The organism is Paracoccus tegillarcae (genome assembly GCF_002847305.1).
Taxonomy (GTDB): Bacteria; Pseudomonadota; Alphaproteobacteria; order Rhodobacterales; family Rhodobacteraceae; genus Paracoccus; species Paracoccus tegillarcae.
Window position 1 is genome coordinate 1020353 of the sequence record NZ_CP025408.1, and the last position, 14596, is coordinate 1034948.

The following is a 14596-nucleotide window of genomic DNA, read 5'->3' on the forward strand; positions in this document are numbered from 1 at the left end:
CCTGATCGGGGATTTCCGCGCTATTCAGGTATGGATTTGACCACGGGGACAAAATTTGGGCGCGACGGAGGTCTTTCAGGCCGAGGGCATCGGCAAGTCATATCCAGGCGTTCGCGCCAATGATGACGTGTCCTTCACGGTCACCGAGGGCGAGATCCATGCCCTGCTGGGTGAAAACGGTGCCGGAAAATCCACGCTGGTCAAGATGATCTACGGGCTGGTGCGGCCCGATGATGGCCGCATGAGCCTGCTGGGCAAACCGCATGAACCCTCCGATCCGCGTGCGGCCCGTGCCGCCGGTGTCGCGATGGTGTTTCAGCATTTCTCGCTGTTCGATGCCTTGACCGTCGCAGAGAACATCGCTTTGGGAATGGAAAACCCGCCGCTCCGGCGCGAGTTGTCGGCGCGGATCACCGATGTCAGCAACGAATTCGGCCTGCCTCTCAATCCCGCACGACGCATCGCCACGCTGTCGGCAGGCGAACGCCAACGCGTGGAAATCATTCGCTGCCTGCTGCAAAACCCGCGCCTGCTGATCATGGACGAACCGACCAGTGTTCTGACACCGCAAGAGGCGGAATTGCTGTTTGCCACGCTGCGCAAACTGGCGGCACAGGGCACGTCGATCCTGTATATCAGTCACAAACTGGAAGAAATCAGGACCCATTGCGACCGCGCCACGATCCTGCGCGGCGGCAAGGTGGTCGACAGCTGCGATCCGCGCGCCCATTCCGCGCGCGAACTGGCGGCGATGATGGTCGGCGGCGAGATGCGCGATATCGACCGATCTGGCCGTCAGGCAGGCGAGGTTCTGCTGGAACTGAAAGACCTTTCCATGGCGCCAGCCAGCGTCGAAGGCACCGCGTTGAAGGCGGTCTCGTTGCAGGTGCGCGCAGGTGAAATCCTGGGCATCGGCGGCGTGGCCGGCAACGGGCAAGAGGAACTGCTGGCTGCCCTGTCTGGCGAGGTCCGCAATATGCCGGGCACCGTGGTGCTGGACGGGAATGACCTGTCGGCGACAGGTCCCGATCAGCGGCGCCTGGCTGGGTTGCTGGCCGCGCCCGAGGACCGCTTGGGCCATGCCGCCGTGCCCGATTTCAGCCTGACTGACAACACCCTGCTGACCGCTGGCACGCGCAAGGGGTTGGTCCGGCGCGGGATGATCGATCACAGCGCCGCACGCGCCTATGCCGAAGAGGTCATCGCCAGTTTCGATGTGCGCACCCCCGGCCCCGGCACCGCCGCACGCGCGCTGTCGGGCGGCAACCTGCAGAAATTCGTCATCGGGCGCGAGGTGCTGCAGGCGCCGCGCGTGCTCGTCGTGAACCAGCCGACCTGGGGCGTCGATGCCGCCGCCGCTGCCGCCGTCCGCCAGTCACTGCTGAACCTTGCTCGTGACGGGGCAGGCGTGATCGTCATCTCTCAGGATCTGGACGAATTGATGGAGCTATCCGACCGTTTCTGCGCCCTGAACGAAGGCCGCCTGTCCCCCCCGCGCCCAACCGAGGACCTGACCCTCGATGAAATCGGGCTGATGCTGGGCGGCGCGCATGGCATGGCCGAGGCGGCGATATGATCCGGCTGGTCCCCCGAACCGAGATCTCGAACGGTTGGCAAATCGCGACGCCGCTGCTGGCCGTGCTGGCCACGATGATCGCGGGCGGTCTGCTGTTCGCGATCATGGGCTACGATCCGCTGGCGGCCATCCGCACCATTTTTTGGGACCCGCTCTTCGGGCAGGCGGCGGCCTATTCGCGACCGCAGTTGCTGGTCAAGGCTGCGCCGCTGATCCTGATCGCCTCGGGCCTTGCCGTGGGTTTTCGCGCGGGCATCTGGAACATCGGCGCCGAGGGGCAGTACATCATCGGCGGCATCTGCGGCGCGGCGGTGGCGCTGGCCGCCTATCCGGGCGAACATTGGTGGCTGTTCCCGGCCATGGTCGCGGCAGGCGCGTTTGGCGGATGGGCCTGGGCGATGATCCCCGCAACGCTGCGCAACTGGTTCGGCGCCTCGGAAATACTTGTGTCGCTGATGCTGGTCTATGTCGCGCAAAATGTTGCCGCCTGGGTCGCATTCGGCCCGCTGAAGAACCCGGAGGGCTTTGGCTTTCCCGGTTCGCGGAACCTGCAGCAATACCCGTCAGCCGCGAACCCCGAATTGATCGCCGGCACCGGCGCGCATTGGGGCGTTGTTGCCGCAGCCATCGCGGTGCTTGCGATCTGGGTGCTGATGAGCCGCCATATCCGCGGCTTTCAAATCCGCGCCGCAGGTCTTGCGCCACGCGCGGCGCGCTTTGCCGGGGTGCGCCCTGAAACGCTGGTCGCGTTCTGCCTTGGCCTGTCGGGTGCGCTGGCCGGCATGGCCGGGCTGTTCGAGGCTGCAGGCCCCGCAGGCCAGATCACCGACAGCTTTGGGTCTGGCTATGGCTTTACCGCGATCATCGTTGCGTTTCTGGGGCGGCTGAACCCGTTCGGCATCCTGCTGGCGGGGCTGCTGCTGGCGCTGACCTATATCGGCGGCGAACTGGCGCAACTGACCCTGCAACTGCCCGCCGCAACGGTGCAGGTGTTCCAAGGGATGCTGCTGTTCTTTCTGCTTGGGTTTGACCTGTTGACGCGGTTTCGCATTGTCCGAAGGGTGGCCGCATGACCGGCACGACCTCGACTACGACGAGATCCGGCGTTCTTTTTGCCGCAGCCGGTTTTGCTCTGGGCATGATTATCGGCTGGTTTGCGTTGAACAGCTGGCTCGGCTTCGGCTTTCTCATCATCCTGGTGCTGATCTTTGTCGGCGCTATGGCGGACCTGGATTTCCTGGTAGATATCGCTGCAGCGATCAGCGAGCCGGTCTGGAAGATGATAGCGCGCGCAGGCGGAGACTGGGCAGGACTTGACCCGAGGAAGCCAGTCCCGATCTCGCAGCAGTTGATCTATGCGCTGGCCTTCCTGATTGGGCTGGCCACCATGTTATTGATCGAATTACCGTGGCTGTGGGGTGGCGAATGATCGACCTGACGACCCTGATCCCTGCCCTGCTGGTCGCGGCGACGCCGATCCTGTTCGCGGCGCTTGGCGAGTTGATCGTTGAAAAATCGGGCGTGCTGAACCTTGGCGTCGAAGGGATGATGATCACCGGCGCGCTGGCCGGCTTTGCAGCCGCCGTGGCGACAGGCAGCCCGATGATGGGCTTTGTCGCGGCCGCCTTGGCCGGGGCCGCGATCGCCATGCTGTTCGCGCTGCTGACGCAATATCTGCTGGCCAATCAGGTGGCCTCCGGGCTGGCGCTGACGCTGTTCGGGCTGGGCTTGGCCGCGCTGTTCGGCAAACCTTATGAGGGGATCAAGGCACCCGCGATGACATCCGGCCCCTTGGGCCTGAACTGGATGATCTGGGTCGGCATCGCCATGGTGCCGGTGATCTGGTGGTTCCTGAACCGCACACGGGGCGGGTTGATCCTGCGCGGGGTGGGTGAAAACCACGATGCCGCGCATGGCTTGGGTCACCCGGTGCGGCGTGTGCGCATCGCGGCGATTGGCTTTGGCGGCGCGATGGCGGGGATGGGCGGTGCCTTCATCTCCATCGCCATCGTGCTGCAATGGACCGAGGGCATGACGGCGGGCGCTGGCTGGATCGCGCTGGCCATCGTGGTATTTTCCAACTGGACCGCGCCGGGCGTGCTGGCTGGCGCCTGCCTGTTTGGCGGCGTCACGGCGCTGCAACTGCGCCTGCAGGCGGCGGGTGTGGCGGTGCCGGTGCAATTGCTGTCCATGGCGCCTTACCTTGCCACCATCGCGGTCCTTGTGCTGATATCGGCGCGACAGAAATTCAGCCGTCGCGCCGGCACGGGCGCGCCCGGATCACTGGGCCAGAATTTTCACGCACTGCGCTAAGACGCAGGCTCAACAGGAGAAGACAATGAACCGCAGACAATTGCTGGCCAGCGTGGCCGCTCTGACAACCATTTCGCTAAGCGTGCCCGCATGGGCGCAGAATGAACCGCTGAAGGTCGGCTTTATCTATGTCGGTCCCGTGGGCGATGGCGGCTGGACCTATCAGCACGATCAGGGCCGTCAGGCGATCGAGGCCGAGTTCGGCGACCGGGTCGAGACCACATTCATCGAAAGCGTACCCGAGGGTGCCGATGCCGAGCGTGCGATCACCCAGCTTGCGCTGGCCGGAAACAAGCTGATCTTTACCACCAGCTTTGGCTTTATGGACGCAACGATCAACGTGGCGCAGAAATTCCCGGACGTGAAATTCGAACACGCCACCGGTTACAAACGCGCCGACAACGTCGCCACCTATGACGCGCGTTTCTACGAAGGCCGCGCGGTGATGGGCACGATCGCGGGCCATATGACTGAATCGAACAAGATCGGCTATATCGGCAGCTTTCCGATCCCCGAGGTCATTCAGGGCATCAACAGCAGCTATATCCACGCCAAGAAGGTGAACCCGGATGTCGAGATCCGCGTGGTCTGGGCCTATAGCTGGTTCGACCCGGCAAAAGAGGCCGACGCCGCCGCCGCCCTGATCGCCGAGGGCGTCGACGTGATCTTGCAGCACACCGATTCGACCGCACCGCTGGCCAAGGCACAAGAGGCCGGCGCCATCGGCTTTGGTCAGGCCAGCGACATGTCGAATTTCGCGCCCAACCCGCGCGTCTCGTCAATCATCGACAACTGGGCACCCTATTACCTCGATCGCGTCGGCGCGGTGCTGGATGGAACCTGGGAATCAAAGGCGACCTGGGCCGGGATTGGCGATGGCGAGGTCGAGATCGGCGAAATCACCGATGCCGTTCCCGCCGAGGTCAAAGAGGCCGCACTGGCGCTGAAAGATCAGATCGGATCGGGCGAATACCATCCCTTTACCGGGCCGCTGAACAAGGCCGACGGCAGCGAATGGCTGGCCGAAGGTCAGGTGGCGACCGATGAGGAACTGTCGGGCATGAACTTCTTTGTCGAAGGTATCACCGCGCAGATTCCGGAATAAATCCGTGTCTGCCTGGAATTGACGCCCCGCCCGGTCTGGCGGGGCGTTTTCGTTTCATACAACCCAAACGCAAGCGCCGGGGTTTCTCTGCCGCCGGCGACTTGAAGCGTTTTGCCAGCCGGGCCAAGGCCTTCCCGCCACGGCTCGTTGTGCAAATTCAATCTGAGGTCGCGGGCTCTGGTCTATCCTCACAATCGCCCACCCAATTCTCACTAAGAGATTGTAATTACTTGCTTCATAACGTAGCTATGAACTTAAGCGTTTAATTCCGCCCTGCCAATATCCCCATGGAAGTGCTGGCCATGCCACTTAATGAAATAGACGACGCGACCTATACGACACAGACCGAGTCTAACCTGTTTTATTCGAACCACTCGTCTACGTTCTACATCGGGAACCAGCCCTATGTGGCGACGGCTCTGCAGGGTTCGGACGGCGGTTTGTACGTTTACCGCGTTGATCTGGATGCCAACAACGAGCCGAACTACGTCCTGACCGGCAGCATGCAAATGGACGACGGCAACAGCCGGGTTGTCGTGCTGGGTCCGACGAATGGTGGCGGCGAAATATACCTGAACGGCGTCCAAACTGACGTTTCGTCGACCATTTTGGCAGACACCCAAAATTACCAGGGGACTGACTCGACGATTTTCGGGGTGAGCGATGCGGCCCTTTACGGCGGCGGCGCACAGTATATCGAGCCGGTTGATATCAACGGCACGCAATTTCTGTTCGTGAACTCACAGAATGGTGCGGGCATTCACGTCTGGAGCGTCAACGACGATGGCGAATTGGCGCATGTCGGCGGGATGGATCTTGGCAATGGCCAGAACAGAACGGTCTACGGCATGGAGGTCTATACCGACACGCAGGGCACGACCCATGTCTATGTGGCTGAAACTGAACTAGGGGGGGCAACTGGAACGTTCGGACAGACGACCCAATATACGTTCGACCCAGCGACCGGCGATTTCTCGGACAAAACCAATGTGCTGACTTTGCCCGGCAACGCAAACGCGATGTTTGATACCGAAATCTATCATACCGCAGAGGGCGAGACATATCTTGTCGCCATCGGCCGGCATGGCATTACGTATAGGTTGATGGATCCGGCGACTGGCGAGGTTACAGGCCCCTCGAACAGCATCCTTCGCAGCGACATCTCTTCTGAGGACACCGGTGGACTAGGAACGATAACCGTCATGACCGACGAAGACGGTCTCGAGCATCTGGTCTATGGATCATACAACGATGACAAGGTTTTTTCGCTGACGCTGACGACCGACCCCACCACGCCCGGCACTCCGACATTGACGTTGGGGGATACGATTGACGCCAATGTCCTTCTTGATTTCGATACCCATACGTTCGACGACGGAACCGGTCCGCGAGAGGTTGTTCTAGTCAATACCGTTGACGCCAATGGGGTCAATAACGGCACCGCGATGTTTTATATGAATGCTGACGGAACATTTGATCTGTTCGACAGCACGACGATATTGACTGATGATACCGCGCCGGTTCTGATCCAGACGACGGATGGGACCTACTGGATTTCTGATCCCGACACGCAAAACAGTACAGGTGGTCCGCAGAAGTCGGTTTCCATTGTTTGCTTTACCGCTGAGACGAAAATTTTGACCCAGAATGGCGAAATCAGGGCGACTGATCTGCAAGTCGGCGACATGGTTCTGACCGAGGACAGGGGCTATCAGCCGCTGCGCTGGATCGGCAGGAAAACGATTGACCGCGCCCGTTTGCGCAGGGACCCCAGCCTGCTGCCGGTAACGATCGAGGCCGGCGCGCTTGGCCCCCATTTGCCGCGCGAGCGCTTGACCGTTTCAAGGCAGCACCGGATTCTGGTTCAAAGCGCCATCGTCAAGCGCACGTTCGGCGAAGATTCCGTCCTGATACCCGCGATCAAGCTGGCGGAATTGCCCGGCGTCTACGTCGACGAGAACGTCGAAGCGGTCGAGTATGTCCATATCCTTTTCGACAACCATGAGATCGTCACGGCAAATGGGGCGCGGGCGGAAAGTCTGTATCTGGCTGCCACGGCCCGAGACCAGCTAGGCGACGCGTCCATGCAGGAAATATACAACATTTTCCCTGAATTCCGTCAGCCAGAGAATTTGCCATCTTCTTGCCGGACAATAGTCGAACGCAAGAAGCTGACATCAAACCTGATCCGGCGGCATGTGAAAAACAACAAAGATCTCGTTCATACCGCGACTTGACCACGCTTATGACCCGACAGCTGTGACCAGCGTCGGGTCAATGATCCGTGCGGAGCGGACCCAGTCGGCAATCGCTGCGAATGCGATCCCGGCGGCGCCGCGTTCGTGATCGAGACAATCGACCAATGCGCTTTGAAAATCCATGAACAGCAGCCCAATGCAGGAAAGGGCGGTTCTCGATACAGCCCGAACAGCGACCACGCGTCGGAACCGAACCGCTGAAGTTTGCGCCCCGGCTTTTTTAGACCTCAGATCCGAAGATATTTTAGGGCGCCACAGTGCCCACCCGGCCATCAGCCAAAGCTCTGGGTTAGAAGGCCCCAAGCGCCGCGCCCCAAACCGCTGGCGAAGTACCTAAAAACTCGCTTGATGCAGAACCGGCGCGTATCGTCGGTCAGTCCCGCCGCCCCCTGAGACCACATGCAGAAAACAAAAGGGTTCCGGCCCACCCCAGTCAGCCGGAACCCTCCCCTTACACGCCCCAAGTCCACCGCGCGTATCCAATTCAGGGATCGAATTTCTCGGGCTGACCTTCTGGTCGCCGTGGGATCAGACATAGCGCGAACCGCGATTCCACGCAAATTCAAAGCCCTTAGGATTTTAGACGATCACGCTAGAGTTCGGCCTTTGTGCGGGTTAGGTTCGGCCTCAATCAAAGCACAGGAGTTTTCATGACCCAGCGTCTGCATCTTGTCTTCGGCGGCGAACTTGTCGACCCGCAGCGAACCGAGTTTCAGGATACCAAGGATATCCATGTCGTCGGTATCTTTCCCGATTATGCCAAGGCCTATGACGCCTGGAAGGCCGAGGCGCATCGCACGGTGGACAGCGCCCAGACGCGGTATTTCATCGCTCACCTGCATCGCCTGCGCGACGAGGAAACCGAGGTCAGCCCGACCGAGGAACTGGGTGCCTGATGGCCAGTTCTAGCCTGGGTTCGCTTGGGCTCTGGCTGGAACTGCGGCGCAAGCGTGGCGGGCGGCTGCATAACCTGCGCCTGCCGCCGGGCGACGGCCCGCTGCTGATCTTGCGCGCGACGCCCGAGGCACGGATAGCGGCCGGTCAGGTCCTTGAGGTCCTGACCCATGCCGTGCCGGCACTGAGGGTGCTGACCCTGGGTGACGGCGGGATGCCGGATGTCTCAGATGACCCGACTGCCGCGCCGCAACTGCTGGCCGAAGCGCAAGCCCAGACGATTTTGCTGCTGGGCGACGAGTTGCCTGTGGCGCTGATCCATGCTGCCCAAGAGGCCGGAACGCCCGTCATTCTGGGACAGTCCATGATCCGCGAGAAACGTGCCTGGGGTCTGGATCGAACCGTTCAGGCGCGCCTGCTGGCCGTGCCCGATGTTATCTGCGTGACCGACGCGGCCAGCCGCGAGGCAGCCCTGGGGCTTGGCATTGCAGCGGATCGTGTGCGGATGACCGGCCCGGTCACCGAGATCCGCGAACCCCTGCCCGGCTTCGAGGCAGAGCGCGCCATTCTGGCGAAGATGATGCGGGGCCGGCATGTCTGGCTTGCGACCGCCGTTCCATCCGCCGAGGAAGAGGCGGTCTTTCAGGCACATCTGGCCGCGCTGCGCCATTCACATCGCGCGCTGCTGATCATCAACCCCGCCGATCCTGCGCAGGCCAATGACATGGCGGATCGCTTTGAGGCCGGTGGGCTGGTCGTGGCCCGTCGCAGCGCGGACGAAGAACCCACCGACGAGGTGCAGGTTCAGTTCGCCGATGACCCGCAAGAGCTGGGGCTGTGGTATCGTCTGGCGCCACTGTGTTTCATGGGCGGCACATTGTCAGGCGATGATGACGCGGCGCGCCATCCCTTCGAGCCTGCGGCACTGGGTGCGGCGATCATTCACGGGCCCAACAGCGCCCGCCATCAGACCGAATGGCAACAACTGTCCGGTGCTTCGGCATCGCGGCAAGTGCGCGACGCCGACGAATTGGCCAATGCGGTGACACAGCTTTCGCAACCACAACAGGTCGCGACCCTTGCCGCCAATGCCTGGGCGGTCAGCACCGGCGGCGCGGGTGTCGCCCTGGACATCGCCCGGCCCGTCGCGGAACGACTGAAAAGGGTTCCCGCATGAGCCGGGCTCCCGCCTTTTGGTTTCACCGACCGCTTGCATTGACGGCGCGTGTGCTGGCCCCGCTTGGCGCGATCTACGCATGGGCGACGGCGCGGCGGCTTGCATCCGGCAAACGAGACGGTGTCGGTGTACCGGTGCTCTGCATCGGCAACCTGAATGCGGGCGGGACCGGAAAGACCCCCACAGTGATCCATATCCTGCAGGCCTTGCAGGCGCGCGGCGTGGACGCGCATGTCGTCTCGCGCGGCTATGGCGGTTCGGCCGAGGGGCCGTTGCGTGTGGATGAACGTCGCCATGACGCCGCGCTGACCGGGGATGAGCCGCTGCTGGTTGCAGCCTTCGGTCCGGTCTGGGTCGCCAAGGACCGGCTGTCGGGCGCGCGCGCCGCGGTTGCAGCGGGGGCGCAGGCGATCCTGCTGGACGATGGGTTTCAGGACCCTGTACTGGCCCATGATCTATCCGTGATCGTGGTCGATGCAGCCAAGGGGTTTGGCAACGGGCTTTGCCTGCCCGCCGGACCGCTGCGCGAACCTGTGGCAGTGGGACTGGCACGCGCCGATCTGCTGCTGTCGATCGGGCCTGCGGCGACGCAGGCGGGCTTTGACGCGCCCGCCGGTGTGCCGCATCTGCGGGGCGCATTGGAGCCGTTGCAGACCGGGATCGACTGGCAGGGCCATCGTGTGCTGGCCTTTGCCGGGATCGGTCACCCCGAGAAGTTCTTTGCCACACTGACCGGGCTGGGCGCCGATCTGGCGCGGGCCGAAGCGTTGGACGATCATCAGCCCTTTACGCCCGCACTGCTGAACCGGCTTGAGACCGAGGCACGGGCCGTGAACGCGCAGATGGTCACCACCGAAAAGGACGCCGTGCGCCTGCCGCGCGATTTTCGCCCCAAGGTCCTGGCCTTGCCGGTGCGCCTGCAGATCGAGGATCCCGCGGCGTTGAATGCGAGGCTGGATCGCTTGTTTCCGGCCTAGCGCCGGGGGCTTCGCGCCCCCGGACCCCCGCGGGATATTTGTATGAAGAAGAAAGCTCAGGCCCGCAGCGTTCCCCCGGTGGCCTTTTGCACCTTTTCGATGATCTTCTGGCTGACCGCTTCGATCTCGGCATCTGTCAGCGTCTTGTCGCGCGGTTGCAGGCGGGCCGTGATGGCAATCGATTTCTTGCCATCATCCAGTCCGGTGAACTGGTCAAAGACAGTGACGCGCTCGATCAGCGCCTTGTCGGCACCTTGCGCCGCGTTCACCAGAGCCAGTGCCTCGATCTGCCCGTCAACGACAAAGGCGAAGTCGCGTTCAACGGCCTGCAGCCCCGAGGCTTGCAGCGCGGGTCGGGTTGGCATTTTGGACTTGGGGAAGGGCACGCTGGCAATGTGGATCGTAAAGCCGACGGCAGGACCTTTGACGTCCATTTCGCGCAGGACCTTGGGGTGGATTTCCCCGAAAGTCGCCAGCACATTGGGACCAAGCGCGATGTTGCCCGCACGGCCCGGATGCCACCAGCCGTCGAGCTTGCGGTTGATCTGCGCCTTGGCGGGTGCGCCGATGGTTTGCAGGATCGCCTCGGCATCGGCCTTGGCGTCATACAGATCGACCTTGCGGCGGCTGGCAAAGGGATCACGCGGCGCGGTCGCACCGACCAGCAATCCGCTGAGTTGGATCGCCTGATCACCCGGCTCGCCGCCACTGAAGACCGGGCCAATCTCAAAGAGCGCCAGATCGCTGAAACCACGCGCCTGGTTGCGCGCGGCAGCGGCCAGCAGGCCCGGCAGCAGATCGGGGCGCAGATGGGTCATCTCGCTGCTGATCGGGTTATCGACCTTGACGGCGTCACTGCCTCCACCGAACAGTGCCGCTGCTGGCTGATCGATGAAGCTGTAGGTCACACATTCGTTGTAGCCAAGCGAGGCGGCCATCCGGCGCGCGGTCTTTTCACGAACCTGCAGCGGCGTCAGCACAGGCAGTGGAACACCTGCCTGCGGGCGCGGCAGGGGTTTGCCCTGCAGCTTGGTCAGGCTGGCGATCCGGGCGATTTCCTCGACCAGATCGGCCTCGCCCAGCACATCGGGGCGCCAGCTGGGCGGGTGGGCCATATTGCCGTCCAGCCGGAAACCCAGAGCCTCCAGCGTGGCGCGCTGCGTGGCCTCCGGGATGTCCAGCCCGACCAGACTGGTGGTGCGGGCCGGGTCCAGCCGGTAGGCCCGATCGGTGTCGGGGATGGTGCCTGCGGTGACCACCTCGGACGGCTCACCGCCGCAGAGATCGATCACCATCTGCGTTGCCAGATCAAGGCCCTGAAGGGTGAATTCCGGGTCTATGCCGCGCTCAAAGCGATAGCGGGCGTCCGAGTTGATGCGCAGCGCGCGCCCTGTTGTGGCGGTGCTGATCGGATCGAAATAAGCGGCCTCGATGAAGACGTCGGTGGTGTCATCCTGCGATCCGGACGCCGCGCCGCCCATCACGCCTGCGATACTTTCGGGGCCGTTATCGTCACAGATGACCACCGCGCCTGCGGGCATGGTATAGGTCTTGTCATCCAGCGCGGTTATTTCTTCGCCCTCAGCCGCCGCGCGCAGGCGCAGATCGCCATGGACCTTGGCCGCGTCAAAGACATGCAGCGGGCGGTTCAGGTCGATGGTGAAGAAATTGGTCATATCGACCAATGCGCTGATCGGGCGCAGACCGATCGCACGCAGACGCTTTTGCAGCCATTCGGGCGACGGGCCATTCTTGACCCCGCGCACGACACGTCCACTGAAGAACGGGGCCTTGCCTGCGATGTCCTCGTCGATGGTCACGCCGATGGGCGACGGAAACTTGCCCTCGATGCCAGCCGCCTTGAGCGGTTTGAGAACACCCAGCCCCCGCGCGGCAAGATCGCGGGCAATGCCGTGAACGCCAAGCGCGTCGGGACGGTTTGGCGTGATCTTGATATAGATCATCGGGTCGATCTTTTCCGGCGCATTCGCCGCCAGCCAGTCGGTGAACGGCTGGCCGACCTCGCCCGAGGGCAGTTCGATAATGCCGTCATGTTCCTCTGACAGTTCCAACTCGCGTTCGGAGGCCATCATGCCATGGCTTTCGACGCCGCGGATCTTGCCGACACTCAAGGTCACGTCGATGCCCGGTACGTAATCGCCCGGTTTCGCCAGAACACCGATCAGCCCTGCTCGCGCATTCGGGGCGCCGCAAACGATCTGCTTTTCGCCCTCATCCGTGGCGACCTTCAACACCCGCAGCCGGTCTGCATCGGGGTGCTGAACGGCATCCAGCACCTTGGCGATGGTGAATTGCTTCAGCTTTGCCGCAGGATCGGTGAGTTCCTCGACCTCCAGTCCAAGATCGGTCAGCGCCTCGAGGATCTGATCAAGGGTCGCGGTGGTATCGAGATGCTCTTTGAGCCAGGAGAGGGTGAATTTCATTGTGCTTACCGTCGCTGCCGGCCAGGGCCGTGTCTGCTTTGGCGCGGGTCTAGCGCAAGCGCGCGGGGATTGGTAGGGCGCAAGGGACATGGACGCGGCAAGCCGCGCGGACAAGACCAGGCAGCAGAGCGGAATCCACGATGCGGTTCTTGTCTGCCGCCGAAGATTTCCTATGTGATGCTCATCAACTTTCCTGACTGGTCGATGAAAGGACCCCAAGGCTGATGACCGTGCAAGAGCAATTGCTGATCGAGCAACGCGTGACGAATGAGGCGAAATCCTCGATCGTCGCCTATCTTCTGCTGATCTTTCTGTGGGGTTGCGGCGTGCACCGGATGTATCTGGGCCGGTGGGTCAGCGGCTTTGTCATGCTGGCGCTGTGGGGTCTGGGCTGGCTGACAGCGCCGATCCTGATCGGATGGCTGCCGATTGCCTTTGTCACGCTTTGGGTGGTGGTGGACCTGTTCCTGATCCCCAGCATGATCCGCGAGGACAACGCCGTGAACCGTCAGCGCATTGCAACCGAGTTGGCGCGGTACTAACGCAGCCTCAGGCGGTTTCCGCAATCACCTGGGCCGCGGCATCCACGCCGCCCTTGCCGTGATCGATGTTCAGCGCAATCATGCCCGCCTGCATCGCCGATAGCGTGCCCAGCAGCATCGGCGCATTGCAATAACCCATATGCGCCACCCGCAAGGCATTGGCGGGATCGGCGGCACCCAGTCCGATGCCAAGGGTCACGCCCAGCCGTTGCGACAACCAGCCACGCAGCTTTTCGGCGCCCGGCAGAGCCGCCGCCGTGACCGAGGACGCGCGGCGATCGGGGTCGCGCACCAGCAGCCGGATCGCGGGGTTACCTGCGCCCCAGGCATCAAAGGCCGCCCAGGTGGCCTGCGCCAAGGCACGGTGGCGTGCCCATGCGGCCTCTAGCCCCTCATCCTCGAGCAGCATCTTCAACGCTTCGTCGAGGCCATAGACCAGTTGCACCGGCGGGGTCCCGCCCCAGAACTGCCATGATGCCTCGGCGCGGGCGCGCGGATGCCAGTCCCAATAGGGCGTGGTCAATCCGGTCGGGCCGCGCTGCGCCACCCGGTCCGAAAACCATGCGAAACAGGCTCCGGGCGGGCACATCAGCCCCTTTTGGCTGGCCGCAATCAACACGTCGATGGCCCAATCGTCCATCTTGATCGGCGCGCAGCCAAGCGAGGCGATGGCATCGACCACCAGCAGCGCCGGATGATCGCCCATCGCGGCGCGGATCGCCGGAATATCGGCCTGCGCCGAACTGGCCGTGTCGATATGGCAGATGCAGACGGCCTTGATATCCTTTGCATCGGGGCGTGCCAGACGCTGTGCCAGCCGCTCGGGATCGGCGGGCGCCAACCCGAAATCCATTGCTTCGACCGCCACACCCATGCGTGACATGATGTCCGTCCAACTGCGACCGAAATGGCCTGACTGAAGGACCAGCACGTGATCGCCGCGCTCAAAAAGGTTCGCCGTCACCGCCTCCCAGCCCGCATGACCGTTGCCGATATAGGGCGCCACATGCCCGCTGGTGCCGGCGACACGGCGCAAGCCGTTCATGACATTCTGGATGACCGCCAGGATGGCGCCGTCATAGATGTCAGGCGATGTGCGGTGCATAGCGCGCAGCACCCGATCAGGCGAGGGCGACGGTCCGGGAATGGCGATCAGGGGATGTCCGGTGGCAAGCGACATAAGAACCTCGGCAGCAATACCGAAACCGCTAATCCGCTTGCGCTGCGCCGTCAACGGAGGACGCCAAACAAGAGCGCCTTGCCGCCATGCCTCGGCTTGGGATAACACAGGTCAGGTTTACAGCGGACAG

The 14596-nt window shown here is 62.8% G+C and carries 12 protein-coding genes; 10 read left to right on the forward strand and 2 right to left on the reverse strand.

Annotated elements, in window-relative coordinates; all coding sequences use genetic code 11:
- Positions 1 to 55: 55 nt before the first annotated feature.
- From CUV01_RS05140 to lpxK, 9 genes are all read left to right on the forward strand, one after another.
- On the forward strand, positions 56 to 1576 hold the full coding sequence (locus CUV01_RS05140) for an ABC transporter ATP-binding protein (RefSeq protein WP_101459526.1): 1521 nt from the start codon (positions 56 to 58) through the stop codon (positions 1574 to 1576).
- Positions 1573 to 2649, forward strand: a complete 1077-nt coding sequence (locus tag CUV01_RS05145) for an ABC transporter permease (RefSeq protein ID WP_101459527.1) — start codon at positions 1573 to 1575, stop codon at positions 2647 to 2649. Before CUV01_RS05140 ends, CUV01_RS05145 begins: the two co-directional genes overlap by 4 nt.
- Positions 2646 to 3005: a hypothetical protein gene (locus CUV01_RS05150; protein ID WP_101459528.1), complete on the forward strand. Its 360-nt coding sequence runs from the start codon at positions 2646 to 2648 to the stop codon at positions 3003 to 3005. The genes CUV01_RS05145 and CUV01_RS05150 overlap by 4 nt, the downstream gene beginning before the upstream one ends.
- Positions 3002 to 3889, forward strand: a complete 888-nt coding sequence (locus CUV01_RS05155; RefSeq protein WP_198731878.1) for an ABC transporter permease — start codon at positions 3002 to 3004, stop codon at positions 3887 to 3889. Before CUV01_RS05150 ends, CUV01_RS05155 begins: the two co-directional genes overlap by 4 nt.
- Before the next feature lie 25 nt (positions 3890 to 3914).
- Positions 3915 to 4994 (forward strand): BMP family ABC transporter substrate-binding protein, encoded by a 1080-nt coding sequence (locus CUV01_RS05160; protein WP_101459529.1) that lies wholly within the window; start codon positions 3915 to 3917, stop codon positions 4992 to 4994.
- A gap of 287 nt (positions 4995 to 5281) precedes the next feature.
- Positions 5282 to 7231: a Hint domain-containing protein gene (locus CUV01_RS05165; RefSeq protein ID WP_101459530.1), complete on the forward strand. Its 1950-nt coding sequence runs from the start codon at positions 5282 to 5284 to the stop codon at positions 7229 to 7231.
- Between the two features lie 671 nt (positions 7232 to 7902).
- Positions 7903 to 8148 (forward strand): DUF4170 domain-containing protein, encoded by a 246-nt coding sequence (locus tag CUV01_RS05170; RefSeq protein WP_101459531.1) that lies wholly within the window; start codon positions 7903 to 7905, stop codon positions 8146 to 8148.
- On the forward strand, positions 8148 to 9323 hold the full coding sequence (locus CUV01_RS05175; RefSeq protein ID WP_101459532.1) for a 3-deoxy-D-manno-octulosonic acid transferase: 1176 nt from the start codon (positions 8148 to 8150) through the stop codon (positions 9321 to 9323). Before CUV01_RS05170 ends, CUV01_RS05175 begins: the two co-directional genes overlap by 1 nt.
- Positions 9320 to 10300 carry a tetraacyldisaccharide 4'-kinase gene (gene lpxK, locus CUV01_RS05180; protein WP_101459533.1) on the forward strand — a complete coding sequence of 327 codons (981 nt, stop codon included), beginning with the start codon at positions 9320 to 9322 and terminating at the stop codon, positions 10298 to 10300. The genes CUV01_RS05175 and lpxK overlap by 4 nt, the downstream gene beginning before the upstream one ends.
- A 56-nt stretch (positions 10301 to 10356) precedes the next feature.
- Here the strand turns inward: lpxK and pheT are convergent, their stop codons facing one another.
- On the reverse strand, positions 10357 to 12744 hold the full coding sequence (gene pheT / locus CUV01_RS05185; RefSeq protein ID WP_101459534.1) for a phenylalanine--tRNA ligase subunit beta: 2388 nt from the start codon (positions 12742 to 12744) through the stop codon (positions 10357 to 10359).
- Positions 12745 to 12968: 224 nt separating this feature from the next.
- Here pheT and CUV01_RS05190 point away from each other — a divergent pair, with 224 nt between their 5' ends.
- Positions 12969 to 13286 carry a TM2 domain-containing protein gene (locus CUV01_RS05190; protein ID WP_101459535.1) on the forward strand — a complete coding sequence of 106 codons (318 nt, stop codon included), beginning with the start codon at positions 12969 to 12971 and terminating at the stop codon, positions 13284 to 13286.
- Positions 13287 to 13293: 7 nt separating this feature from the next.
- On the opposite strand, the gene CUV01_RS05195 is transcribed toward CUV01_RS05190, so the two are convergent.
- Positions 13294 to 14466 carry a pyridoxal-phosphate-dependent aminotransferase family protein gene (locus CUV01_RS05195; RefSeq protein ID WP_101459536.1) on the reverse strand — a complete coding sequence of 391 codons (1173 nt, stop codon included), beginning with the start codon at positions 14464 to 14466 and terminating at the stop codon, positions 13294 to 13296.
- Between the last annotated feature and the right edge of the window lie 130 nt (positions 14467 to 14596).

Excerpts from the sequence above, each read along its gene's own strand:
- CUV01_RS05150 (WP_101459528.1), top strand. The coding sequence starts at position 2,646 with ATGACCGGCACGACCTCGACTACGACGAGATCCGGCGTTCTTTTTGCC.
- CUV01_RS05145 (WP_101459527.1), top strand. The coding sequence starts at position 1,573 with ATGATCCGGCTGGTCCCCCGAACCGAGATCTCGAACGGTTGGCAAATC.
- CUV01_RS05195 (WP_101459536.1), bottom strand. The coding sequence starts at position 14,466 with ATGTCGCTTGCCACCGGACATCCCCTGATCGCCATTCCCGGACCGTCG.
- CUV01_RS05170 (WP_101459531.1), top strand. The coding sequence starts at position 7,903 with ATGACCCAGCGTCTGCATCTTGTCTTCGGCGGCGAACTTGTCGACCCG.
- pheT (WP_101459534.1), bottom strand. The coding sequence starts at position 12,744 with ATGAAATTCACCCTCTCCTGGCTCAAAGAGCATCTCGATACCACCGCG.
- lpxK (WP_101459533.1), top strand. The coding sequence starts at position 9,320 with ATGAGCCGGGCTCCCGCCTTTTGGTTTCACCGACCGCTTGCATTGACG.
- CUV01_RS05190 (WP_101459535.1), top strand. The coding sequence starts at position 12,969 with ATGACCGTGCAAGAGCAATTGCTGATCGAGCAACGCGTGACGAATGAG.
- CUV01_RS05155 (WP_198731878.1), top strand. The coding sequence starts at position 3,002 with ATGATCGACCTGACGACCCTGATCCCTGCCCTGCTGGTCGCGGCGACG.
- CUV01_RS05160 (WP_101459529.1), top strand. The coding sequence starts at position 3,915 with ATGAACCGCAGACAATTGCTGGCCAGCGTGGCCGCTCTGACAACCATT.
- CUV01_RS05165 (WP_101459530.1), top strand. The coding sequence starts at position 5,282 with ATGGAAGTGCTGGCCATGCCACTTAATGAAATAGACGACGCGACCTAT.
- CUV01_RS05175 (WP_101459532.1), top strand. The coding sequence starts at position 8,148 with ATGGCCAGTTCTAGCCTGGGTTCGCTTGGGCTCTGGCTGGAACTGCGG.